At 71.6% G+C, this 23,641-nt stretch carries 23 protein-coding genes; 12 read left to right on the forward strand and 11 right to left on the reverse strand.

Annotated elements, in window-relative coordinates; translation table 11 throughout:
* The first annotated feature begins 704 nt into the window (after positions 1-704).
* The 3 genes from ACFWVC_RS01440 to ACFWVC_RS01450 all read left to right on the forward strand — a co-directional run bounded on the left by ACFWVC_RS01440 (position 705) and on the right by ACFWVC_RS01450 (position 4,375).
* A complete protein-coding gene (locus tag ACFWVC_RS01440; protein ID WP_384273721.1) occupies positions 705-2,507 on the forward strand; it encodes a DEAD/DEAH box helicase in 1,803 nt (600 codons plus the stop codon).
* Between the two features lie 317 nt (positions 2,508-2,824).
* Positions 2,825-3,490: an IclR family transcriptional regulator gene (locus ACFWVC_RS01445; RefSeq protein ID WP_384273724.1), complete on the forward strand. Its 666-nt coding sequence runs from the start codon at positions 2,825-2,827 to the stop codon at positions 3,488-3,490.
* A gap of 96 nt (positions 3,491-3,586) precedes the next feature.
* Complete coding sequence (locus tag ACFWVC_RS01450) at positions 3,587-4,375, forward strand: S16 family serine protease (protein ID WP_384273727.1); 789 nt, start codon at positions 3,587-3,589, stop codon at positions 4,373-4,375.
* A 6-nt stretch (positions 4,376-4,381) separates the two neighbouring features.
* On the opposite strand, the gene ACFWVC_RS01455 is transcribed toward ACFWVC_RS01450, so the two are convergent.
* The 7 genes from ACFWVC_RS01455 to ACFWVC_RS01485 form a co-directional block, all read right to left on the reverse strand.
* Complete coding sequence (locus tag ACFWVC_RS01455) at positions 4,382-5,668, reverse strand: MFS transporter (RefSeq protein WP_384273730.1); 1,287 nt, start codon at positions 5,666-5,668, stop codon at positions 4,382-4,384.
* Between the two features lie 23 nt (positions 5,669-5,691).
* Positions 5,692-6,300 (reverse strand): helix-turn-helix domain-containing protein, encoded by a 609-nt coding sequence (locus ACFWVC_RS01460; RefSeq protein WP_384273733.1) that lies wholly within the window; start codon positions 6,298-6,300, stop codon positions 5,692-5,694.
* A 67-nt stretch (positions 6,301-6,367) separates the two neighbouring features.
* Complete coding sequence (locus ACFWVC_RS01465; protein WP_384273736.1) at positions 6,368-7,348, reverse strand: glycine betaine ABC transporter substrate-binding protein; 981 nt, start codon at positions 7,346-7,348, stop codon at positions 6,368-6,370.
* On the reverse strand, positions 7,345-8,187 hold the full coding sequence (locus tag ACFWVC_RS01470; protein WP_384273739.1) for an ABC transporter permease: 843 nt from the start codon (positions 8,185-8,187) through the stop codon (positions 7,345-7,347). The genes ACFWVC_RS01465 and ACFWVC_RS01470 overlap by 4 nt, the downstream gene beginning before the upstream one ends.
* Complete coding sequence (locus ACFWVC_RS01475) at positions 8,184-9,425, reverse strand: betaine/proline/choline family ABC transporter ATP-binding protein (protein ID WP_384273741.1); 1,242 nt, start codon at positions 9,423-9,425, stop codon at positions 8,184-8,186. Before ACFWVC_RS01475 ends, ACFWVC_RS01470 begins: the two co-directional genes overlap by 4 nt.
* Positions 9,418-10,065, reverse strand: coding sequence for an ABC transporter permease (locus tag ACFWVC_RS01480; RefSeq protein ID WP_384273744.1), 648 nt, complete (start codon positions 10,063-10,065; stop codon positions 9,418-9,420). The genes ACFWVC_RS01475 and ACFWVC_RS01480 overlap by 8 nt, the downstream gene beginning before the upstream one ends.
* 46 nt (positions 10,066-10,111) lie before the next feature.
* Positions 10,112-10,588 (reverse strand): Lrp/AsnC family transcriptional regulator, encoded by a 477-nt coding sequence (locus tag ACFWVC_RS01485; protein WP_384273747.1) that lies wholly within the window; start codon positions 10,586-10,588, stop codon positions 10,112-10,114.
* 147 nt (positions 10,589-10,735) lie between these two features.
* Here ACFWVC_RS01485 and hppD point away from each other — a divergent pair, with 147 nt between their 5' ends.
* Together hppD and ACFWVC_RS01495 are read left to right on the forward strand one after the other, a co-directional pair.
* Positions 10,736-11,881: a 4-hydroxyphenylpyruvate dioxygenase gene (hppD, locus tag ACFWVC_RS01490; protein ID WP_384273750.1), complete on the forward strand. Its 1,146-nt coding sequence runs from the start codon at positions 10,736-10,738 to the stop codon at positions 11,879-11,881.
* A 137-nt stretch (positions 11,882-12,018) separates the two neighbouring features.
* Positions 12,019-13,386, forward strand: coding sequence for an FAD-binding oxidoreductase (locus tag ACFWVC_RS01495; RefSeq protein ID WP_384273753.1), 1,368 nt, complete (start codon positions 12,019-12,021; stop codon positions 13,384-13,386).
* A 36-nt stretch (positions 13,387-13,422) separates the two neighbouring features.
* Here ACFWVC_RS01495 and ACFWVC_RS01500 read toward each other — a convergent pair whose 3' ends face one another.
* Positions 13,423-13,914, reverse strand: coding sequence for an SsgA family sporulation/cell division regulator (locus tag ACFWVC_RS01500; protein ID WP_319664466.1), 492 nt, complete (start codon positions 13,912-13,914; stop codon positions 13,423-13,425).
* A gap of 416 nt (positions 13,915-14,330) precedes the next feature.
* Between ACFWVC_RS01500 and ACFWVC_RS01505 the strand changes: the two genes are divergently transcribed.
* The 3 genes from ACFWVC_RS01505 to ACFWVC_RS01515 all read left to right on the forward strand — a co-directional run bounded on the left by ACFWVC_RS01505 (position 14,331) and on the right by ACFWVC_RS01515 (position 17,062).
* Positions 14,331-15,587 carry an RDD family protein gene (locus ACFWVC_RS01505; protein ID WP_384273756.1) on the forward strand — a complete coding sequence of 419 codons (1,257 nt, stop codon included), beginning with the start codon at positions 14,331-14,333 and terminating at the stop codon, positions 15,585-15,587.
* An 85-nt stretch (positions 15,588-15,672) separates the two neighbouring features.
* A complete protein-coding gene (locus tag ACFWVC_RS01510; RefSeq protein WP_384273759.1) occupies positions 15,673-16,341 on the forward strand; it encodes an RDD family protein in 669 nt (222 codons plus the stop codon).
* Between the two features lie 79 nt (positions 16,342-16,420).
* Positions 16,421-17,062: an RDD family protein gene (locus ACFWVC_RS01515; protein WP_384273762.1), complete on the forward strand. Its 642-nt coding sequence runs from the start codon at positions 16,421-16,423 to the stop codon at positions 17,060-17,062.
* 78 nt (positions 17,063-17,140) lie between these two features.
* Here the strand turns inward: ACFWVC_RS01515 and ACFWVC_RS01520 are convergent, their stop codons facing one another.
* A complete protein-coding gene (locus ACFWVC_RS01520) occupies positions 17,141-17,416 on the reverse strand; it encodes a hypothetical protein (protein ID WP_384273765.1) in 276 nt (91 codons plus the stop codon).
* Between the two features lie 364 nt (positions 17,417-17,780).
* On the opposite strand from ACFWVC_RS01520, the gene ACFWVC_RS01525 reads away from it, so the two are divergent.
* Positions 17,781-20,102, forward strand: a complete 2,322-nt coding sequence (locus ACFWVC_RS01525) for an immune inhibitor A domain-containing protein (protein ID WP_384273767.1) — start codon at positions 17,781-17,783, stop codon at positions 20,100-20,102.
* Positions 20,103-20,177: 75 nt separating this feature from the next.
* Entirely contained in the window at positions 20,178-20,507 is a 330-nt protein-coding gene (locus ACFWVC_RS01530) for a hypothetical protein (protein WP_384273770.1), read from the forward strand.
* 10 nt (positions 20,508-20,517) lie between these two features.
* Here ACFWVC_RS01530 and ACFWVC_RS01535 read toward each other — a convergent pair whose 3' ends face one another.
* Together ACFWVC_RS01535 and ACFWVC_RS01540 are read right to left on the reverse strand one after the other, a co-directional pair.
* Positions 20,518-21,111, reverse strand: a complete 594-nt coding sequence (locus ACFWVC_RS01535) for an isochorismatase family protein (protein WP_384273773.1) — start codon at positions 21,109-21,111, stop codon at positions 20,518-20,520.
* Between the two features lie 83 nt (positions 21,112-21,194).
* Positions 21,195-22,529, reverse strand: a complete 1,335-nt coding sequence (locus ACFWVC_RS01540; protein WP_384273776.1) for a nicotinate phosphoribosyltransferase — start codon at positions 22,527-22,529, stop codon at positions 21,195-21,197.
* 82 nt (positions 22,530-22,611) lie between these two features.
* Here ACFWVC_RS01540 and clpS point away from each other — a divergent pair, with 82 nt between their 5' ends.
* Together clpS and ACFWVC_RS01550 are read left to right on the forward strand one after the other, a co-directional pair.
* Complete coding sequence (clpS, locus tag ACFWVC_RS01545; protein ID WP_384273779.1) at positions 22,612-22,923, forward strand: ATP-dependent Clp protease adapter ClpS; 312 nt, start codon at positions 22,612-22,614, stop codon at positions 22,921-22,923.
* 113 nt (positions 22,924-23,036) lie between these two features.
* Entirely contained in the window at positions 23,037-23,612 is a 576-nt protein-coding gene (locus ACFWVC_RS01550; protein ID WP_384273782.1) for a DUF2017 domain-containing protein, read from the forward strand.
* The last annotated feature ends 29 nt before the right edge of the window (positions 23,613-23,641 follow it).

The following is a 23,641-nucleotide window of genomic DNA, read 5'->3' on the forward strand; positions in this document are numbered from 1 at the left end:
GTCACGCACCCCGGCGCGCGTTTCGTTGGGTGCCGGGTTCGGGGCCTCCGGGGCTGGCCATTCTGGACAGCACATTTTGGTGCCTCGGGCACTCTTCGTTGGTCACTCCGGGTTGTGCACCCAAATATGCTCCACAGTCCAGAACGCCCACCCCTACGACCCCGCCCCCTCCGTAGTTCCGGGCGCCTGATCCCCAGTGGGGGGTAGAAGGCGGCCGTGGCACAGCCCCACGGTTGGTGCGGCGGCACATCAGCCGCCCAGCCGTCACCGCCCACACACACTGGTGGGGGTGATCCAGGCAACCGCGGTCACCCCGGACCGCCTCCATACCCCCGGGGATCAGGCGCATGACGAAACGGAGGGGGCGGGGGTGCTGGGGGCACCCCCGGCCGAAGGCTGGGGGAGGGTGGGTGTTCTGGACGGTGCGGGATATTTGTGTGCGGCATCCGGGTCGGGATGGGATGAGCAGGTGCTGGAAAGGCACGTAAATATCCCAGTCCAGAATGGCCAGCCCCGGAGGCCCCGGACCCGGCCCAGGAACCACGCGCGCCGGGGTGCGTGACTTCACAGGGCTGGGGGCACCCCCGGCCGGAGGTTGGGGGAGGGAGGGCGGGCGGGGAGAAAACCCACCCGCAAGCACCCACAGGTACGCTGTGACGGTTTCGTAGACCGCCCCCCCGCCCCCAACCCGTCACCCGGAGACCGTGACTACCACCGCCCCGCACAGCGCCAGCAACTCGCACCACCTCTCACCCGCGTTCCCCGGCCGCGCCCCCTGGGGCACCGCCGGCAAGCTGCGCGCATGGCAGCAGGGCGCGCTCGACCGGTACATCGAGACGCAGCCGCGCGACTTCCTGGCGGTCGCGACCCCGGGCGCCGGCAAGACGACCTTCGCGCTCACCCTGGCCTCGTACCTGCTCCACAACCACCTGGTGCAGCAGATCACCGTGGTCGCCCCCACCGAGCACCTGAAGAAGCAGTGGGCGGAGGCGGCCGCGCGCATAGGCATCAAGCTGGACCCGGAGTACAGCGCGGGCCCGGTGGGGCGGGACTACCACGGCGTGGCGGTCACCTACGCGGGCGTCGGCGTCCGGCCGATGCTGCACCGCAACCGCTGTGAGCAGCGCAAGACCCTGGTGATCCTGGACGAGATCCATCACGCCGGCGACAGCAAGTCGTGGGGCGAGGCGTGCCAGGAGGCGTTCGAGCCGGCGACCCGCCGCCTCGCGCTGACCGGCACGCCGTTCCGGTCGGACACCAATCCCATCCCGTTCGTGACGTACGAGGAGGGCAACGACGGCATCCGCCGTTCGTCCGCCGACTACACGTACGGCTACGGCAACGCGCTCGCGGACGGCGTCGTCCGCCCTGTGATCTTCCTCTCCTACAGCGGCAACATGCGCTGGCGCACGAAGGCCGGCGACGAGATCGCCGCGCGCCTGGGCGAGCCGATGACGAAGGACGCGATCGGGCAGGCCTGGCGCACCGCGCTGGCCCCGACGGGCGACTGGATCCCCAACGTGCTGCGCGCGGCGGACGTGCGGCTCACGGAGGTCCGCAAGTCGATCCCGGACGCGGGAGCGCTGGTGATCGCCACCGACCAGGAGTCCGCGCGTGCGTACGCCAAGCTGATCCGGGAGATCACCGGGCACAAGGCGACCCTCGTGCTCTCCGACGACACCGGTGCCTCGTCCCGGATCGAGGAGTTCGGCGCGAGCGAGGACCGCTGGATGGTGGCCGTCCGCATGGTGTCGGAGGGCGTCGACGTGCCGCGCCTGGCGGTGGGCGTGTACGCCACGACGATCTCGACGCCGCTGTTCTTCGCGCAGGCCGTGGGCCGTTTCGTGCGGTCGCGGCGGCGCGGCGAGACCGCGTCGGTGTTCGTGCCGACCATCCCGATGCTGCTGGACTTCGCCAACGAGATGGAGGTCGAGCGCGACCACGTCCTGGACAAGCCGAAGAAGGACGGCGAGGAGGACCCGTACGCGGAGTCCGAGAAGGAACTCGCCGAGGCCGAGAAGGAGCAGGACGAGGACACCGGGGAGCAGGACATGCTGCCCTTCGAGGCGCTGGAGTCGGACGCGGTCTTCGACCGGGTGCTGTACGACGGCGCCGAGTTCGGCATGCAGGCGCATCCGGGCAGCGAGGAGGAGCAGGACTACCTGGGCATTCCCGGCCTGCTCGAACCCGACCAGGTGCAGATGCTGCTGCAGCGGCGCCAGGCGCGGCAGATCGCGCACAGCCGCAAGAAGCCGGACGCCGAGGCGGATCTGCTGGAACTGCCCGCCGAGCGGCGCCCGGTGGTCAGCCACAAGGAGATGCTGGAGCTCCGCAAGCGGCTCAACACCCTTGTGGCCGCGTACAACCACCAGAGCGGCAAGCCCCACGGGGTGATCCACAACGAGCTGCGCCGGGTGTGCGGCGGCCCGCCGAGCGCGGAGGCGACGGCGGGGCAGCTCAACGAGCGCATCAAGAAGGTCCAGGAGTGGGCCACCCGGATGCGCTGAGCGCCGTCCGGTACTCCGTACCGTCATGTTGACGACCCGTCAGCTGTGCTGCGGTTCTTCCGGCGTGAGGGGTCGTTGGCTGAAGGATTTACGTTCCGCGGACGGCCGCGACCCGTCACATGACCGGATTGTGGACGAAGTCTTCCGCTGAGCGGTACGCATCGCTACCGTTCCGGTCACGCAACGCGCCGTGGCGACGCAGCCTCGGGGCGCAGCCGGTACCGCCAGACCGACCGGTGGCTTCTCCGCGCTCTGCCGCGGGACCGGCATGCTTCCCGCCGTGAGAGATCAGCCACCACTCACGAGAAGGGGGCGTCGTGACCGCGGAGACGTCTCAGACGCTCGACCGGGGCCTGCGGGTCCTGAAACTGCTGGCCGACACCGACCACGGGCTCACGGTGACCGAGCTCGCCGCGAAGCTGGGCGTCAACCGCACGGTCGTCTACCGCCTGCTGGCCACCCTGGAACAGCACTCCCTGGTCCGCCGCGACCTCGGCGGCCGCGCCCGGGTCGGCCTCGGCGTCCTGCGCCTGGCCCACCAGGTGCACCCCCTGCTGCGGGAGGCCGCGCTCCCCGCGCTGCGCTCCCTGGCCGAGGACATCGGCGCCACCGCGCACCTCACCCTCGTCGACGGCACCGAGGCGCTGGCCGTGGCGGTCGTGGAGCCCAGCTGGACCGACTACCACGTCGCCTACCGCACCGGATTCCGGCACTCCCTGGCCCGCGGCGCCGCGGGCCGCGCGATCCTCGCCGGGCGCAACACGCAGCCGTACGAACCCGACCCCCGCTGCGCCGAGGGGCCCGGCTACGTGCTCACCCACGGCGAGCTGGAAGCCGGCGCGAGCGGCGCGGCCGCCCCGCTCGTGGGCGTGCCCGGCATAGAGGGGAGCGTCGGGGTGGTCATGCTCGCCGACTCGGTGCCCGAGCGGGTCGGGCCGCGGGTCGTGGAGGCGGCGATCGAAGTGGCGGACGCCCTGCGCTAGCGGCGGCCGCCGCCGGGAGGACGGGGCGCGCCGGGGGAGGGGCCGGGGTGCGGCCCGTGGCACGTCCCACCCGGCGCGGTGAACTACATTCACCCCATGCCCTTCGCCACCGCCCGCAGCCGGACCCTCGCCGTGTGCGCGGCCCTTGTCGTCGCCCTGCTGGCGGTCGCCGCGTTCGCGCCCCTGCCGATCTCGATCGTCGTGCCCGGGCTGACCGCCGACGTGCTCGGCAGCGACCAGGGCAAGCCGGTGATCACCGTCACCGGCACGCCCGTGCGCGACACCTCCGGTCAGCTGCGGATGACGACGATCGCCGCGACCAACCCGGACGCTGTCGTCCGGTTCAGCGATGTGCTGAAGGCATGGTTCGCCACCGACAAGGCGGCCATGCCGCGGGACGCGGTCTATCCGACCGGCGGCAGCGTCAAGGAGATCGAGCAGCACAACCAGGCGGAGATGACCGAGTCGCAGGACGCCGCGACCGCCGCGGCCCTGTCGCACCTCGGGATCCAGCCGTCCAAGGTCAAGGTCGGCCTCCACCTCGCGGACGTCGGCGGCCCGAGCGCCGGGCTGATGTTCAGCCTCGGCATCATCGACAAGATCGACGGCAACGGCCGCGGCGGCGACCTCACCGGCGGCCGGCGGATCGCCGGTACGGGGACGATCACGCCGGGCGGCAAGGTCGGCGCGGTCGGCGGTGTGCCGCTCAAGGAGCGCGCGGCCCGGCGCGACGGGGCGACCGTCTTCCTCGTTCCGAAGGGCGAGTGCGCCGACGCCAAGGCCGAACTCCCCAAGGGGCTGCGCCTGGTGCCGGTGACCACGCTCGACGGCGCGATCGACGCCCTGGAGGCCCTCGGCAGCGGCGGCAAGGTCCCCAGCTGTTAGAAGGGCCTAGGCGCGCTTGGCGTCCATCGTGCGCCAGGACGGGAAGACCAGGGGGCACAGCGTCGCCGCGAAGTACACCGCGCCCATGGCGAGCAGCGCCGCCGGCAGCCCCACGCCGTCCACCAGGTAGCCGGCCGCCAGGCCGCCCACCGGGGTGGTGAGCAGCACCCCGGCGCCCAGTGTGCCGAGGGCGCGGCTGCGCAGCTCGTCCGGGACGTGCTCGAACGTCACCGTCGACAGGATCGGGTTGAGCGCCCCCGCCGCCAGGCCGCCGATCACCATCGTCGCCGCGAGGGCGCCCCATCCGGGCACCCACGCGGCGACCAGGAACCGCGGCGCCCCGCACAGCAGGAAGCACACCGTGTAGACCGGCCACCGCGGCAGCCGGTGGCCCAGCGCCCCGTACGCCAGTGCCCCGGCCAGCGCTCCCGCGCCGAAGAGGCCGGAGAGCAGGCCGAGTTGGACCGAGCCGCCGAGCTCGCGTTCGGCGTGCACGGGCAGCAGCACCGAACTCCACCCCACGTCCAGGCCGTTGGTGACCATGATCATCAGTGTGATGGCGAGCAGCAGTCGGCTCCGGACGAGGAAGGTGTAACCCTCGCGCAGTTCGGCCCAGTACGTGCGCAGGGAGACCGGCGCCGCGTAGGTCGCCGGTTCCGCGCCGGCCAGTCCGCGGATGCCGAAGACGATCAGCAGCGCGGAGACCCCGAAGGTCGCGGCGTCCACCAGCAGCACCGCCTCCGCCCCGAGGACGGCGATGAGCACCCCGCCCAGTGAGGCGCCCAGCATGCGCGCCCCGCGTGAGGCGCCGTCGAAGTAGCCGGCGGCGCGCCCCAGCGGCGTCCCCGCCCGTTCGGCCAGGACGGGCAGCAGTACTTCGCGTGCGGTCTCGCCGGGGGCGTGGAAGAGCCCGCTGACCGCCATGAGAGCGCACAACTGCCAGAACCGCAGCACCCCGGCGAAGTGCAGCAGCGGGATGGCCGCCACGGCGATCCCGCACACCGCGTCCGAGACCACCGACGTCCTGCGCCGCCCGAAGCGGTCGATGACCGGTCCGCCGCCGATCGCGGCGATCACGATCGGCAGCGTCCCGCAGAAGGCCGCCAGTCCGGCGCGGGCGGCGCTGCCGGTGGTCTGGAGCACGAACCACGGCACGGCCAGCACGGTGAGCGAGTTGCCGCTGATCGACACGACGTTGGCGGCGAGCACCAGGCGCAGCGGCCGCGGATCGGGTGCGGGGGCGGGCCCGGTGGCCCGTTCGGTGCCGTCGGATATGCCGGTTCCGGTGTCCATGCGGGTCCCCCTGGTCGGTGCGGTCAGTCCGCGGCGCGCGGAAAGGCGTGCAGATGGACGTGGACGAGTGCGGCGTCGTCGCCGGCGTCGGGCCTTTCGGTGTCCGCGTCGCGGTAGCTCTCCACCACGGCGTGCAGCTCGGCCCGCAGGGCGCGGGCCCGCCCGGGCGTGAGCCGCAGGGCGAAGTCGCTGAGGTCGAAGGCCTCGCGCCACTGCGGCGACCAGTCGTCCAGGGAGTCGAGCCAGGTCTGGAGCTCCTCGGCGTGGGCCGCGGCGACCTCCCGGCCGAGCATGCCGATGGCGGCGCGCACTTCGGGGTCGGCGTGGGCCAGGAAGCCCGCCGCGTTGAAGCGGGTGCCGCTGTGCGCGGCCTTCCACCAGCGTTCGCGGGCGGTGCCGCGTCCGGGGTCCTCCTCCACGAACCCGTGTGCCGCCAGCTGCCGTAGGTGGTAGCTGGTGGCGCCGCTGGACTCGCCGAGTCGGGCCGCCAGCCCGGAGGCGGTGGCGGGTCCGTACTCGCGCAGGGCGGCGAGGAGCCGGATGCGCAGCGGGTGCGCGAGCCCGCGCAGGGTGCGCGGGTCGAGGCTGATGACGCCGGGGCCGGGCGCGTCGGCGGTGGGGTCGTCTGGCACGCGTCCACCGTAGAGGTTGCAAAGACTTCTTTGCAACGCTTTCTTTGCACCTGTCGTGCGGGGCCGCTCACCCCTCCTTGATGAAGCCCTCCCTGACCAGCCAGTCCTTCGCCACCTGGCGCGGGTCCTCGCCCTGCACGTCGACCTTCGCGTTCAGTTCGCGTCCCACGGCCGTGGTCAGCTTCCGCGAGATCGGGTCCAGCAGTTCCCGGATCGCGGGCCAGCGCTTGAGGGCCTTGCTGTTGACGACGGGGGCGGCGTCGTAGTTGGGGAAGAAGTGCTTGTCGTCCTCCATGACCTCCAGGTGCAGGGAGGCGATCCGGCCGTCCGTCGTGTAGACCTCGCCGAGCAGGCAGGAACCCCGCTTCGGGATCTGGGTGTAGATGACCCCGGTGTCCATCTTCCGGATGTTGGAGGCGGGCACGTTCATGCCGTAGGCCTTCACCATGCCGGGCAGCCCGTCGTCGCGGGAGGCGAACTCGTTCTCCACGCACAAGGTGACGGCCGAGGGGTTCTTGTGGGAGAGCGCGGCGACGTCGGAGAGGGTCCGCAGGCCGTAGGGGCGGTTCTTCGCCCGGGTGGTGGCGAGCGCGTAGGTGTTGTCGAGGGTGGACGGCGGCAGCCAGGTGATGCCGTTCCTGAGGTCGGCGTCGTGGACGGCCCGCCACTGCGCCAGCGGGTCGGTGATCGGTTTGTCGTTGCCGAGGTAGGTGATCCACGCGGTGCCGGTGTACTCGTACATGGCGTCCGCGTCGCCGGAGCGGACGGCCTCGCGGGCCCCGATGGAGCCCTGGATGTTCGTGCGGTCCAGCACGTCGGCGCCGGCGGCCTTGAAGACGAGCCCGATCATCGAGCCGAGGATGATCTGCTCGCTGAAGCTCTTGGACGTCACGGTCAGGGACGCCCCCTTCAGTGGCAGGCCCTGGCCGAGGGTGCCGGGACGGACGTCGTCCGCCAGCGGGCTGCCGCTCTTGAGCCCGCAGCCCGGCGCCGTAGCGAGCAGCGCCGCGCACGAGGCCAGGGCCACGGACGTGCGTCGGCGCGTCATGTGTCCTCCAGGCCGCGCGGGCGCATCAACTGCTCGGCGAGCGAGGCGATCCAGTCCACGAGCAGCGCCAGCACCACGGTCAGCACCGAGCCCAGGATCAGCACCGGCATGCGCTGGGTGACGATGCCGGTGGTGATGATGTCGCCCAGGCCCCCGCCGCCGACGAAGGTGGCCAGTGTCGCCGTGCCGACGTTGAGCACCAGCGCCGTCCGCACCCCGGCGAGGATCAGCGGTACGGCCAGGGGCAGTTCGACCCGCGACAGGGTTCCCAGCGCCGACATCCCGATGCCGCGCGAGGCCTCGACGAGCGTCGGGTCGATCGCCCGCAGCCCCGCCATGGTGTTGGACAGCACCGGCAGCACGGCGTAGACGACCATGCCCACCAGGGCCGTGCGCGGCCCGATGCCGAGCCAGATCACCAGCAGTGCCAGCATCCCGATGGCGGGGGTGGCCTGCCCGATGTTGGCGACCGCCGTCACGACGGGCGCGGCGGCCCGCAGCCCGCGCCGGGTCAGCGCGGTGCCCAGCGGGATCGCGATGACCAGCACCCAGAAGGTGGAGTACGCGGTGAGCTTGACGTGCTGCCACAGCCGCACCCGGACGGTGTCGCCGGCCAGGGCGTTCTCGGCGATGGAGTCGAGGTGGACGGTGCTGATCCACACGTAGGTGGCGGCGAGCACCGCGGCCAGCACGACGGGAGTGACGACGAGGTGGCGCCAGGTCGGCCGCCGCCGGTTCGGGGTCCCGGGCGCGCCGGGCCGTTCGTCCTCGGGGGGCTCCGCGACAGCCGGGGGGCCCGGAGGGCCAGGGGCGCCTGGGGAGTCCCCGCGGACCCTCACGCCCGCGCTCCCGGCTCGTGGTCGGCGCCCTCCTGCTCCGCCCGGGTCTGCGGGGCGCGCAACTCCTCGAGGTCGTGCCGGTGTTCCAGCGCCGCCAGCCGGTCGGCCTCCAGCATCTCGTGGACGGAGTTGAGCAGCGTCTCCATGTCCACCACGCCGGTGAACTCCCCGCGCCGGCCGGTGACCGCGACCCGCCCGCTGCTGTCGGTCAGCACCGCCTCCAGGGCGTCCCGCAGCGTCGCGTCCCGGGTGACCGTGTCGCCCACGAGCGTCCCGGCCCGGGCGAGGGAGCCCTTGGCCCGCATGAGGTCGCCGCGGCGCAGCCACTTGTAGGGGCGGCCCTTGCCGTCCAGCAGCAGCAGTTCGTTGACCAGGCTCGACGCCCGCAGCCGGTCGAAGATCGACTGCAGCGGGTCGTCCACGCTCACCGTCGGGAAGTCGGCGACGCCCACATCGCGGACCCGGGTGAGGTTGAGGCGCTTCAGGGCCGCGCCCGCGCCGACGAAGCCGGAGACGAAATCGTCGGCCGGGTTGGTCAGGATCGCCTCGGGGGTGTCGAACTGGGCGATGTGGGAGCGTTCGCGCAGGACCGCGATGCGGTCGCCGAGCTTGATGGCCTCGTCGAAGTCGTGGGTGACGAAGACGATGGTCTTGTGCAGCTCGTGCTGGAGCCGGATCAGCTCGTCCTGGAGGTGGTCGCGGGTGATCGGGTCGACCGCGCCGAAGGGCTCGTCCATCAGCAGGACGGGCGGGTCGGCGGCCAGCGCCCGGGCCACGCCCACCCGCTGCTGCTGACCGCCCGAGAGCTGGCGGGGGTAGCGGCCCCGGAACTCGCGTGGGTCCAGGCCCACCAGGTCCAGCATCTCCGCGACCCGGTCCCGCACCCGGGCCCTGGACCAGCCGGTCATCCGGGGGACGAGCGCGATGTTCTCCGCGACCGTCATGTGCGGGAAGAGCCCGGAGGACTGGATCGCGTAGCCGATCTTGCGGCGCAGCTTCACCGGGTCCATGTCGGTGACGTCCTCGCCGCCGATGCGGATGCGGCCGGAGGTCGGCTCGATCAGCCGGTTGATCATCTTCAGGGTGGTGGACTTGCCGCAGCCGGACGGCCCGACGAAGATCACCGTCTCGCCCGCCTTGATCTCCATGGAGACGCTGTCCACGGCCGGTTCCGCGCTGCCTGGATAGCGCTTGGTCAGCTGTTCCAGCTCGATGGTCGCGCCCGCCGCCTCAGCCACGGATCCCCCTCGGGATGGTCAGCCGCCCGATCAGCGCGCAGGCGGCGTCGAAGAGCAGCGCGAGGACGACGATGCCGATCGTGCCGGCCAGCACCTGGTTGAGGGCGTTGGCGCTGCCGAGCGAGGCGATGCCGCGGAAGATCTCGTTGCCGAGCCCGGGCCCCGAGGCGTACGCGGCGATCGCGGCGATGCCCATCAGCATCTGGGTCGCCACCCGGATGCCGGTCAGGATCGGCGGCCACGCCAGCGGCAGCTCCACCCGGAGCAGCGCCGCCGGGCGCGACATGCCGATCCCGCGGGCCGCGTCCACCAGCGCCGGGTCGACCCCGCGCAGGCCCACGATCGTGTTGCGGACCACCGGCAGCAGCCCGTACAGCGTCAGCGCGGTGACCGTCGGGGGGACGCCGAGGCCCAGCCAGGGGATCAGCAGACCGATCAGCGCCAGGGAGGGGATGGTGAGGATCGTGGCGGTGGAGGTGACGGCCAGGCTCGCGGTCCAGCCGCGGCGGTAGCTGAGCACGCCCACCGTCACACCGATGGCGGTGGCCAGCACCATGCACTGGAAGACCAGGCTGGCCTGCTGATAGGCGTCGATCAGCAGTTGCCCGCGGCGGCTGGTGAGGTACTCCCAGAAGCTCATCCGGCCTCACCACCTGCCTGCCCTCGCCTGCCGCCGCCGACGCCGGTTACGGCTCGGCGTCCCGCGCCGCCTGCTCGACCAGCGGAATGATCCGCAGCGGGACCGGATTCTCCATGACGATCGCCGTGTCGGCCCGCACGATGCCATCAAAGCCCACAACCCGGTCGATCACACGTTGGAGATCGGCGTTGGAGCGGGCCACCAGCCGGCAGAGCATGTCCCCCTGACCGGTCGTGGTGTGCAGCTCCAGCACCTCCGGTACGGCCCGCAAGTGCGCGCGCACATCGGGGCCTTGGCCCTGCTTGATCTCCAGCGTCGCGAACGCCGTCACCGGGTAGCCGAGCGCCGCCGGGTCCACCTGGGGGCCGAAGCCCCGGATCACCCCATTGGCCTGAAGCCGGTCCAGCCGCGCCTGCACGGTGCCGCGGGCGACGCCGAGCCGCCGCGAGGCCTCCAGCACGCCGATCCGCGGCTCCTCCGCGAGGAGCGCGATCAGCCGTCCGTCCAGTCCGTCGATGCCCATCGCCCGCCCGCCGGCCTCTCGTGTTCGCCGCTGTGACAGTGGTCACCCTGTACGGAATGCCGCCCGATATCCCCAAGGCGCTGTACAGATTGCCCACTCGTTCAAGGAACTATTGCGCACCTTGGCCGCCGGGGCGAGGCTGGCGCCATGACTGAGACCCTGGATCACGCTCCCGGCACCGCAGGCGACGCCGACCCGTTCCCGGTGAAGGGGATGGACGCGGTCGTCTTCGCGGTGGGCAACGCCAAGCAGGCGGCGCACTACTACTCGACCGCCTTCGGCATGAAGCGCGTCGCCTACTCCGGACCGGAGAACGGCAGCCGCGAGACCGCCTCCTACGTGCTGGAGTCCGGCAGCGCCCGCTTCGTCTTCACCTCCGTGGTCAGGGCCGCAGGCGAGCACGGCCGCTTCCTGGAGCAGCACGTGGCCGCCCACGGCGACGGGGTCGTCGACCTGGCCCTGGAGGTCCCCGACGTGCGCGCCGCGTACGACTACGCCCTCGCGCACGGCGCGACGGGGCTCCAGGCGCCGTACGAGGTCTCGGACGAGTACGGCACGGTCGTCCTGGCCGCCATCGCCACCTACGGCGAGACCTGCCACACCCTCGTGGAGCGCGGCGGCTACAAGGGCCCCTACCTGCCCGGCTACGTCGCCGCCGAGCCGATCGTGGAGCCCCCGGCCAAGCGCTTCTTCCAGGCCATCGACCACTGCGTGGGCAACGTCGAGCTCGGCAGGATGAACGACTGGGTCACCTTCTACAACCGCGTCATGGGCTTCACCAACATGAAGGAGTTCGTCGGCGACGACATCGCCACCGAGTACTCCGCGCTGATGTCCAAGGTCGTCGCGGACGGCACGCTGAAGGTCAAGTTCCCGATCAACGAGCCCGCGATCGCGAAGAAGAAGTCGCAGATCGACGAGTACCTGGAGTTCTACGGCGGCCCCGGCGTGCAGCACATCGCGCTGGCCACGAACGACATCGTCGCGAGCGTGCGCGCCATGCGCGCGGCCGGCGTCGAGTTCCTCGACACGCCCGACTCCTACTACGACACCCTCGGGGAGTGGGTCGGCGACACCCGCGTGCCGATCGACACGCTGCGTGAGCTGAAGATCCTCGCAGACCGGGACGAAGACGGCTACTTGCTGCAGATCTTCACCAAGCCCGTCCAGGATCGCCCGACGGTCTTCTTCGAAATGATCGAGCGACACGGTTCGATGGGCTTCGGCAAGGGCAACTTCAAGGCCCTCTTCGAGGCGATCGAGCGCGAGCAGGAGCGCCGCGGCAACCTCTGATCCCTTCGCCGTGAACTCCGGCGCCGGACCGCGCCCCCGCGGGGGAGGGCGTGGGCCGGCGCCGGGTGCCGTCCGCGGCGCCTTCCGCGCAGGACGCCGTCCTTCCCTGCCGCCCCCGGCGGTGCGAGGCTGTGTGCATGGGTGATCTCATCGAACGGCTGCGCGCCGGGCTTCCCGCCGAGGCGATCCTCACCGACCCCGACGTCACCGCCTCCTACGCCAACGACATGGCGAGCTTCTGCCCGGCCGGGGCGCCGGCCGTCGTCGTCCTGCCGCGCACCGTGGAGGAGGTCCAGCACGTCATGCGGACCGCCACCGCGCTGCGGGTGCCCGTGGTGCCGCAGGGCGCCCGTACGGGCCTGTCGGGAGCGGCCAACGCCTCCGAGGGCTGCGTGGTGCTGTCGCTCACCAGGATGGACCGCGTGCTGGAGATCGACCCCGTCGACCGGGTCGCGGTCGTCGAGCCCGGCGTCGTCAACGCCGCCCTGTCCCGGGCCGTCGCCGAACGCGGGCTGTACTACCCGCCGGATCCCTCCAGTTGGGAGCAGTGCACCATCGGCGGCAACATCGGCACCGGCTCCGGCGGCCTGTGCTGCGTGAAGTACGGCGTCACCGCCGAGTACGTGCTCGGGCTGGACGTGGTGCTGGCCGACGGGCGTCTGATGCGCACCGGGCGCCGTACCGCCAAGGGCGTCGCGGGCTACGACCTGACCCGGCTGTTCGTCGGCTCCGAGGGCAGCCTCGGCATCGTCGTCCGCGCGATCCTCGCGCTCAAGCCGGCCCCGCCCGCCCAGCTCGCGATGGTCGCCGAGTTCCCCTCCGCGGAGGCGGCCTGCGCCGCGGTGTGCGACATCATGGCCGGCGGCCATGTGCCGTCCCTGCTGGAGCTCATGGACGGCACCACGGTGCGCGCCGTGAACGCCATGACCGCCATGGGCCTGCCCGAGTCGACCGAGGCCCTGCTGCTGGCCGCCTTCGACACCCCCGACCCCGCCGCCGACCTCGCGGCGGTGGGGGAGCTGTGCGTGGCCGCGGGTGCCACCGAGGTCGTCCCCGCCGAGGACGCCACCGAGTCCGAAATGCTGCTGCAGGCACGGCGGATGGCACTGCCCGCCCTGGAGCGGGTCTCCACGGCCACGATGATCGACGACGTCTGCGTCCCGCGCGGCCGGCTGGCCGCCATGCTGGAGGGGGTCGCCGCCATCGCCGCCAAGCACGAACTGACCATCGGCGTCTGCGCGCACGCCGGCGACGGCAACACCCACCCCGTCGTCTGCTTCGACGCCGCCGACGCCGAGGAGTCCCGGCGGGCCCGGGAGTCCTTCGACGAGATCATGGCGCTCGGCCTCGAACTCGGCGGCACGATCACCGGCGAGCACGGCGTGGGTGTGCTGAAGAAGGAGTGGCTGGCGCGCGAACTCGGCCCGGTGGGCGTGGAGATGCAGCGCGGCATCAAGTCGGTCTTCGACCCGCTCGGCATCCTCAACCCGGGCAAGCTGTTCTGACACGACGCCGGGCGCCGCGCGTCGCGTCGCGCCGCCCTAGGCGTCCGGCGACTCGTCCAGCCCCGACCACGGGTCGCGCAGCCACAGGTCGTCCCGCGGCTCGCCCGCCGTGCCGGCGGTCGGGGCCAGCAGCTCGTCCAGGCGCTCGTCCATGGCCAGGTGGTCCAGCTCCGTCCCCGGCGGCACCACGCGCAGCGTGCGTTCCAGCCATGCCGCCACCGGCATGGACGCCGCCTCCAGCAGCGCGTTCCCGTCCGGCGAGCTCAGCGCCATGCAGATGACGCTGCGCCCGTCGGTCTTGGTCGGCCAGATCCGCACGTCCCCGTGGCCGCACGGCCGGAACACCCCCTCGACGAGCAACTCCCGGGCGAACGTCCAGTTCACCGGGGACTGCGACCCGATGTGGAAGGCGATGTGCACGGCGAAGGGGTCCTCGACCCGGTACACCAGCCGGGCCGGCACGGCGATGCTGCGCTCCGGCGACAGCACCAGGTTCATCTCCAGTTCCCGTTCCACCACGGTCTGCATGGCGTCGTCGTCCTTTCCTCGGCACAAGGCCCCTGGCGGTACTGCGCGGCGAGGTGCAGCGCGGGGCCCGCACCGGGAGAGAGCGCATCCGGCACTCACCATTACGCGGCTTCCCATGATCGGGAGGACTTTTCCTGAAGGTCTGGCGACATATGCATGCATGCGATAGACACCTGGTTCGCCCGCCGCGACACGGCTCGTGCGGGAGGACGGGTCTCCCGTTCCCCTGATCTGCTGTCAGGCGGGAAGCGTAGCCGGTCCGGTGCGATGAAATGCCCCGGAATGCCGATCCCGGGCCGGGGCTCGTTTCTTTCTTCCCGGGGGTGCGTTCTTCGTTAATGTCCTCCTTGGACCGCCGGAGGCGGCGGACCGGTCGAGCGCGTGGTCGTGATGGGACGTGATGGGAGTTGTCACCGATGACCTCCGGAAGCAGCGGCGGGGGTGTGCCCGGCCCCGGGTACTACCCGGACCCGTCCATCCCGGGCTACATCCGGTACTGGAACGGTTCCTCGTGGGTCCCCGGCACGAGCCGCCCGGCGCCGCAGCCCGGTGAGGACCTCGCGCCGCCCACGGGTGCCCCGGTGGCGGTGCCCGGCCCGGCGGTGGCCGCCGTCCCTCCCGCACCGGTGACACCCGCCCCGCCGATGCGCCGCACCCCCGCGGTGGACGAGTCGGGGCCGATGTTCCTCGACGAGGACCCGCGGGCGCCCGCCGCCGAACGCGGGCCGGCCGCCTCGGAATGGGCGGCGGACCCGGCGCGCCAGGAGCCGTCCCCGCGGGTGTCGTGGGGCGCACAGGAGCACGGGGGCGCGCCCCAGGCCGCCGCCCCCGCTCCCGCGCACACTCCCACTCCCACCTCCGTGTCCGCCGCTCCCGCTCCCGCTCCCGCCCCCGCACCCGCCCCGACGGCTTCGCCGGTCCCCGCGCCTCCTCCGGCCCCCGGGCCCGCCCCCGCCCCGGCCATCGCCTCCGCACCCACCGCCGGCGCGCCCGTCGCGCGGAGCGCGAACCCCGTCCCCTGGGCCCAGCAGGTGCAGGAGCTGGCCCGGCAGGGGCAGCCCCAAGTGCCCGCGCAGAGCGGCACCGGCGGCGAAGCCCCGGGCACGCCGGGTACTCCGGGTGCGCAGGCCGCGCCCGCGCCGTGGCGGCCCGTCGCCGACGACCCGTTCGCCTCGGCGCAGGAGCAGGCCCGCCCCGGCTCGCTCGGCAAGCGGCTGGTCGCCCGGCTCATCGACTCGCTGGTGATGGGCGCGATCGTCGCCGCGGCCGCCGTGCCGCTGGGCAGCGCCGCGTACGAGCACGTCCAGGACAAAATGGACGCTGCCCGGCTGACCGGGGAGACGGTCACCGTGTGGCTGATCGACGGCACCACGGGCCTGCAGCTCGGCATCCTCCTCGGTGTCGCGCTCGTCGCCGGTGTGCTGTACGAGGTGCTGCCGACCGCCAAGTGGGGCCGCACGCTGGGCAAGAAACTGCTCGGCCTGCGCGTGCTGGACATCGAGAGCCAGTACGAACCGGGCTTCGGCCAGTCGCTGCGGCGCTGGCTCACGCACACCGTGCTGGACGCCCTGGTGATCGGCTTCCTCGGCCTGCTGTGGTGCGTCTTCGACCGCCCGTGGCGCCAGTGCTGGCACGACAAGGCGGCACGTACCTTCGTGGCCCGGAACGGCTGACACCTGACAGCTGGACACCTGACAGCTGTCACCCGAACGGACCACGCCGGAGGCGTCCCTGCGGCGTCCGGGTTTCACTCGGGGCATGAGCACCGACCGGCCCGAGGACCCGTTCGCGAAGCCGCCCGAGCAGCCGGAGCAGCCCTCCCAGCCGCCGCCGTCCGGGCCCCCGCCGGCGGGCGGCAAGGGCCCGTACGACCAGCCGCCCCCGGTCTACCCCGGCGGCCCGTACGGCGCCGGTCCGCAGGACGGTCCGCAGGGTGGCCCGTACGACAGCCCGTACGGCGGTGCGCCCACGCCCGACCCGCTGGCGGGGATGCCGCCGCTGGCGAACCGGGGCCGCAGGCTGCTCGCCCGCATCGTCGACGCTCTGATCATCGGCATCCCCGTCTACGGGATCAGCTGGGCGTTCTGGGGCGCTTACAACTACCGCGACGGCTACGGCCAGGGCTTCGCGGAGGGCGTGGTCTACGCGGTGGTCTACCTCGTCTACCAGGTGCTGATGCTCACCCGCCACGGCCAGAGCCTGGGCAAGAAGCTGCTCAAGGTGCGGGTCGGCATGCTGGCCGACGGCGCCAACCCCTCGACCCCGGCCGCGCTCAAGCGGGAGGCCGTCTACGCCCTGGTGCCGATCATCCCCTGCTGCGGCACGATCTTCTGGATCATCGAGGTCCTGTGGTGCACCTGGGACAAGCCCTATCGGCAGTGCCTGCACGACAAAGCCGGGCAAACCGTCGTGGTCTCCGTGGGCTGAGATCGCACCGCGACGATCGTCGCAGGGCCGTGACGTAATGCCACTATGCGGGGTCATGCCCGGCTGATTTACTCACTCCATGAGTTCGAATCAACCGCCCGGATACGGTTACCCGCAGGGCGGCTCGGGGGGTCAGGATCCGTACGGCCAGAATCCGTACGGCCAGCAGCCTCACCCCCAGGGCCAGAACCCCTATGACCAGCAGCCGCCGTTCCCGCAGCAGCAGCCGCCGCCTTACGGCTATCCCCAGCAGCCTGCCGGTTACGGTCAGATGCCCGTGGACCCGGCCCTGGCGGGCATGCCGCCGCTGGCCGACAGCGGCCAGCGCTTCCTCGCCCGGCTGATCGACTTCGGCATGTTCTTCGTGGCGCTGATCATCCTCCTGGTGGTGACGGGCACGTCGGTCACGGACACCGGCGCCTTCTTCGTCATCGAACTGCTCGTCTTCGGCGGCCAGTTCGTCTACGAGGCCCTGATGCTGCAGTCCACCGGGCAGACCATCGGCAAGAAGGTCATGAAGATCCGCGTCGCGAAGCTCGCCGACGGCAGCCCGCCCGGATCCGCGGCCTGGGGTCGTGCCGCGGTGTACTCCTTCATCGGCGTGGTGCCCTGCGTGGGCGTCATCCTCTCGCTGCTGAACGTGCTGTGGCACCTGTGGGACAAGCCGTACCGTCAGTGCTGGCACGACAAGGCGGCCAAGACCGTCGTCGTCAAGGTCTGACCGACAGCAGGACTCGTACGACGGCCCCGGAGCGAAGGCTCCGGGGCCGTTGTCGTGCCGGGGCGTGCGGCGAAGCGCTCAGTGGTGCAGCGAGTGCTCCTCGACGCGGGGTTCGGCGGCGCTGAGCACCCGCGGGCGCGGGACCGGCGTGGCGGCCGGCGCACTGCGGGCGCGGCGGCCGGCGGCTGGGATGGGCACCGTGACGGCGACCAGTACGCCGAGCAGGAGCCCGGCGGCCGCGATGACCGCGACGCCGGTGCCGGAACGTGCTTCGGACAGCAGCAGCATCGCCAGGGTCGAGAGCACCACGGTCGCGGAACCGTAGGAGATCTGGGCGGGGGTGGGACGCGGCATGGCGGATCCGTCCTTGTGTACGTCGAGGGTGTCGAAGCGTCGGCCAGGGCGGTCTTTCGGATGGTTCAGAGGTGGCACGCCATCCACCGACTCTACGTTTCGGGATGCCCGGAGGGAACGTCCGGTAAGCGTGACCTTACCCACGGTGCGGAAGCATGGGGGGCGCAAGGGGTCGCATCGCGATCTCCCGGGCCGAACGATCGCCCAATGATCCTAGCCATCCGGTGGCTTGAGCATGCCGTTACGTCCGCTATGCGCAACGGACCGGTCGCTCACCGTACTTGGCGGTCATAACCAAGTCAAGATCTGTCTTTTCTCACGTCACTCCGGTGCAATGGCCTCACCCTAGGGAGGTCAAATCACAGTGATAAGCCACCGACGGACCATCAGATCCGCCGCTCTGGCCGTGGCGATCGCCGCAATAGGTGCCACCGCCTTCCCCGTCGCGGCAGCCCAGGCCGACTCTCAGGCCGGCAGCGTCGTGCGCAAGGACCCGGCTCGGGCGGAGCGCGTCGCGCACGACCTGAAGGGCCCGCTGAGCGAGCGGCAGGCGGCCCAGCGCCAGCAGGCGATCGAGCAGGTCATATCCGGCAAGTCCAAGGTCGAGGACCGCGGCGCCTCGGGCGTGGTGAAGCTCGCGTCGAACAAGTACGTCGAGCTCAAGCGCGAGAAGACCGACAAGATCTTCGTGATCCTCGCCGACTTCGGGACCAAGGTCGACCCCGCGTACGGCGGCACGGCCGGTCCCGCGCACAACACGATAGCCAAGCCCGACCGTCGCAAGGACAACAGCACGGCGTGGCAGGCGGACTACAACCGCCAGCACTTCCAGGACCTGTACTTCTCGCACGCCTCCGGCAAGGAGTCGATGGCGAAGTACTACGAGAAGCAGTCCTCCGGCCGCTACTCGGTCGCCGGCGAGGTCGCGGACTGGGTCAAGGTCGACTGGAACGAGGCCCGTTACGGCAGCAACAAGTGCGACACCTGCACCTGGAACCTCGTCGCCGACGCGGTGAACAAGTGGGTCGACGCGCGCAAGGCCGCCGGTGACTCCGCCACCCAGATCAAGTCGAAGCTGGCCCAGTACGACCAGTGGGACCGCTACGACTTCGATGGCGACGGCAACTTCAACGAGCCAGACGGCTACATCGACCACTTCCAGATCGTGCACGCCGGTGAGGACGAGTCCGCCGGCGGCGGCGCCCAGGGCGAGGACGCGATCTGGGCCCACCGCTGGTACGCCTTCGGCACCGACGCGGGCGCGACCGGCCCGGCCGGCAACCTGCTCGGCGGCACCCAGGTCGGCGACACCGGCGTGTGGGTCGGCGACTACACCGTGCAGCCCGAGAACGGCGGCCTCGGTGTCTTCGCCCACGAGTTCGGCCACGACCTCGGTCTGCCGGACCACTACGACACCACCAACACCGCCGAGAACTCGACCGGTTTCTGGACGCTGATGTCGTCCGGTTCCTGGCTCGGCACCGGCAAGGACGCCATCGGCGACCTGCCCGGCGACATGACCGCCTGGGACAAGCTGCAGCTGGGCTGGCTGAACTACGCCACCGCCAAGGCCGGCAAGAACTCGACCACCACCCTCGGTGTCGCGGAGTACAACACCAAGAAGAAGCAGGGTCTGGTCGTCACGCTCCCCAAGAAGACCGTGGTCACGCAGCTCGCGACCCCGGCCGAGGGCACCAAGCAGTGGTGGAGCGGCAGCGGTGACAACCTGAGCAACACCCTCACCCGCGATGTCGACCTCACCGGCAAGACCTCGGCGAGCCTGGCCCTCAAGGGCTGGTACGACATCGAGGAGAACTACGACTACCTCTACACCGAGGCGTCCACCGACGGCGGCGCCACCTGGACCGCGCTGGACGGCACCGTCGGCGGCGCCCCGCTCCCGCGCGACGCCAGCGGCAAGCCGGCCCTGACCGGCACCGCGGCGACGTACCAGGACATGGCGTTCCCGCTGGACGCGTACGCGGGCAAGTCGGTCAAGCTCCGCTTCCGTTACCAGAGCGACGGCGGCGTGGCCCAGAAGGGCTTCCTGGCCGACGCGATCACCCTGACCGCCGACAACGCCACCGTGTTCAGCGACGGTGCCGAGAACGGTGACAACGGCTGGACCGCCAAGGGCTTCACCGCCAAGGGCTCCACGTTCTCGTCGGAGTACGCGCAGTACTACATCGCCGAGAACCGGCAGTACGTCTCGTACGACAAGACCCTGAAGGTCGGCCCCTACAACTTCGGCTGGGCCACGACCAAGGAGAACTGGGTCGAGCACTACGCGTACCAGAACGGCCTGCTGATCTGGCTGTGGGACACCTCGATGAACGACAACAACGTCAGCGCGCACCCGGGCGCGGGCAAGATCCTCCCGATCGACGCCCACTCCAAGCCGCTGCTGTGGAAGGACGGCACGCTGCAGCGCAACCGCGTGCAGGCCTACGACTCCACGTTCTCGAAGTACCGCACCGACGGCATCACCCTGCACAAGAACGGGGTCACCACCAAGATCCCGAGCAAGGCCGGCAACCCGGTGTTCGACGACAAGAACAAGTACTGGTACTCGACGAACCCGACCGGCGGCGTGAAGGTGTCCCCCACCAACACCCGTATCGCGATCTCCAGTGAGGCCAAGGACGGCAGCACTATCACGATCAAGGTCGGCCCGTCCAAGAAGTGATCACGTACCGCTCGAAGTGACCTGATCGGCCCCCGTCCCCTGGTGGACGGGGGCCGATCCGCAGATCATGTGCTTATGCCCAGCGGCGGGTTCATCCGGCTCCCGAGCGGCGACGTCATCGTCGCCCTCCGGCTGCCCTCGCCCGGCGGGACCCCGGACGACCACATACGGGTGATCGTCGTCTCGGCGAACCGGCAGCGCGCCCTCACCCGGCTGCGCAACCTCGGCTTTCGCACCGCCCGCCTGGCCGGCAACCTGGAGCCGCCCACCGGCGACGAGATCAACGCCGTCCTGCACCACCCCGACGGCCTGGTCTGGCGCCGCATCCCGGCCGCCCCCGCCGAACCCTGGCAGTCCATCGCGGCCCTGCTGGGCCCGACGGCCCGCCGCCCCGCCACGCCGTAGCCGACAGGGCCTACGCCGCGCCCACGACCGGTTTGCCGGTCAGCTCCGCGCCGGCGGCCCGCAGCTCGTCCATCGCCCGGTCCGTCGTCTCCCGCATCACCCCGGCCGTCAGGTCCAGCAGCACCCGGGTGCGCAGGCCCGCGCGGACCGCGTCCAGCGCGGTGGCCCGGACACAGTGGTCGGTGGCGATGCCGACCACGTCGACCTCGCTGACCTCGTGCCGGCTCAGCCACTGCGCCAGACCCGTGCCGTTCTCGTCGGCGCCCTCGAAGCCGCTGTACGCGCCCGAGTGGTGCCCCTTGTCGAAGACCGCCTCCACCGCGCCCGAGGCGACCGCCGGAGCGAAGTTGGGGTGGAAGCCCACGCCCTCGGTGCCGGCCACGCAGTGCACCGGCCAGGTGTGGACGAAGTCCGGCCGCTCGGAGAAGTGGTCGCCGGGGTCGATGTGATGGTCCCGGGTCGCCACGACGTACCGGTAGCCGGCCGTGGTGTCCCCGATGAGGTCGGTGATCGCGGCGGCCACCCCGGCGCCGCCGGCGACGGCCAGGCTGCCGCCCTCGCAGAAATCGTTCTGCACGTCCACGACGATCAGTGCCCGGTGCATCAGGGATCCGTCCTTCCGTTGCTCGCGCCGTTGCTCGCGGTTCATCGACTGTACGTACCGCGCCCCGTCCGCGGCAGGGTGCCTCAGTAGGTGACGTACTCCGTGGGCAGCGCCGGCTCGCCGCGGGAGAGCTGGGTGGCCGACAGCGGCAGTCCGGCGCGCGCCTCGATGTGCCGGCTGCGCGCGGCCTCCAGCGGCTCCCGGGCGACGACCTCGCCGCCGGTCACCAGCGGCACCAGCAGCTGCCGGTCCGCCAGCGCCGCCGGCACCGGCCCGGTGCCGACGACCTCGGCCTCCGCGACGCCGTCGGCGTCCAGCCGGCGCGCCGCCCACTTGCGGCCGCCGACGCTGGTCTTGCCGCCCATCGACTTCTTGGCGACCGGCACCAGGGCCGCGTCCGGGGCGTCGGAGGCGGCGCGGGCGACCAGCTTGTAGACCATCGAGCAGGTCGGGTGGCCGCTGCCGGTGACCACGGAGGTGCCCACGCCGTACGCGTCCACCGGGGCCGCCGCCAGTGAGGCGATGGCGTACTCGTCCAGGTCGGAGGTCACCACGATCCGGGTGTCCTTGGCGCCCAAGTCGTCCAGTTGCTGCCGCACGCGGTGGGCGAGCAGCAGCAGGTCGCCGGAGTCGATGCGCACCGCGCCGAGTTCCGGTCCCGCGATCTCGACGGCGGCGCGGACCGCCTCGGCCACGTCGTAGGTGTCGACCAGCAAGGTGGTGCCCCGGCCCAGCGACTCCACCTGGGCGGTGAAGGCGTCGCGCTCGTTGTCGTGCAGCAGGGTGAAGGCGTGCGCGCTGGTGCCGATGGTCGGCAGGCCGTACCGGAAGCCCGCGGCCAGATTGCTCGACGACACGAAGCCGCCGATGTAGGCGGCGCGGGAGGCGGCCACCGCCGCCAGTTCGTGGGCCCGGCGGGCGCCCATCTCCATGAGCGGACGGCCGGCGGCGGCCACGGCCATCCGGGAGGCGGCGGCCGCGATGGCGCTGTCGTGGTTGAGGACCGACAGCACCACCGTCTCCAGCAGGACCGCCTCGGCGAAGGTGCCCTCCACGCGCAGGATCGGCGAGCCGGGGAAGTACACCTCCCCCTCGGGGTAGCCGAGGACGTCGCCGCGGAAGCGGTAGCCCGCCAGCCACTTCAAGGTGGCGGCGTCCACCACCCGCTCGCGGTCCAGGAAGGCCAGGATGTCGTCGTCGAAGCGGAAGTTCTCCACCGCGTCGAGCAGGCGCCCGGTGCCGCCCACGACCCCGTACCGCCGCCCCTCGGGCAGCCGGCGGGTGAACACCTCGAACACCGAGCGGCGGTCGGCCGCGCCGCTGCGCAGCGCGGCTTGCAGCATGGTCAGCTCGTACCGGTCGGTGAAGAGCGCGGTGGAGGGGACGGCCACGGGCAGCCCCAGGTCTGCAGAGCTCATGGCCAGGATGCTACCCCCAACTCTCGTCAGAGTGACGATTTCTCGGGGGCCGGTTTCCCTGCGGGCGGGATCTGGTGACAGCATGGGATCCGTGAGTGTCGCCCCCGTAGAGATCGAACGGACCGAGTCGAGCGAGGCCCCCTTCGAGGCGCCGTCCCCGGACGTTCCCTGGGTGACCGTCGTCCACAACGACCCGGTCAATCTGATGAGCTACGTGACCTACGTCTTCCAGGCGTACTTCGGCTACCCGAAGGACAAGGCCACCAAGCTGATGCTCGACGTCCACCACAAGGGGCGGGCCGTGGTCTCCAGCGGCACCCGCGAGGAGATGGAACGGGACGTGCAGGCGATGCACGGATACGGGCTGTGGGCCACGCTCACCCAGGACCGCTGAGCACCACGCGCCGCCGGACACCACCCCGCCGGACACCACGCCGCTGAGCACCGCACCGCCGAGAACACCTGACGAGCACCACCGCCGAGCACCATGAGGACGGCTGAGAACACATGCCCGGGTACTTCGAGTCCACGCCCGGTGGCACCGCCGCCGTCGCGCTCGACGAGGTCGAGATCTCCATCCTGCGCAACCTGGCCGTTCAGCTCCTGGAGCTGATCGGGCCCGGCGACAGCGACACCGGCCCCGAAGGCGGCGAGCCGGCCGACCCGTTCGCCGGGCTCTTCGAGGACGGCCCGACCAAGCCCCCGCGGGACCCGGCGCTCGCCCGGCTGTTCCCCGACGCGTACGAGGAGACCGCCGACTCCGCGGAGTTCCGCCGCTTCACCGAGAACGACCTGCGCGCCCGCAAGCGCGGCGACGCCCTCGCGGTGGTGCGCAGCCTCGACGCGCTCACCCCCGGCCGCCGCGGGGGAGCGGTGCTGAACCTGGGCGAGGCCGAGGCGCTGCAGTGGCTCGGGACCCTCAACGACCTGCGGCTGACCCTGGGGTCCCGGCTGGAGGTCACCGACGACGAGGAGAACGAGCTCTACCACCTCCCCGACTCCGACGAGCGCAAGCCGCTCGTCCTCGCCTACCTGTGGCTCGGCGGCCTTCAGGAGAGTCTGGTGGCCACCCTCCAGGTGTGATCGCGGAGCCCTCCGCGCCGGGCTTCCGG

The sequence above is a fragment of the Streptomyces sp. NPDC058691 genome (assembly GCF_042714775.1).
GTDB lineage: Bacteria > Actinomycetota > Actinomycetes > Streptomycetales > Streptomycetaceae > Actinacidiphila.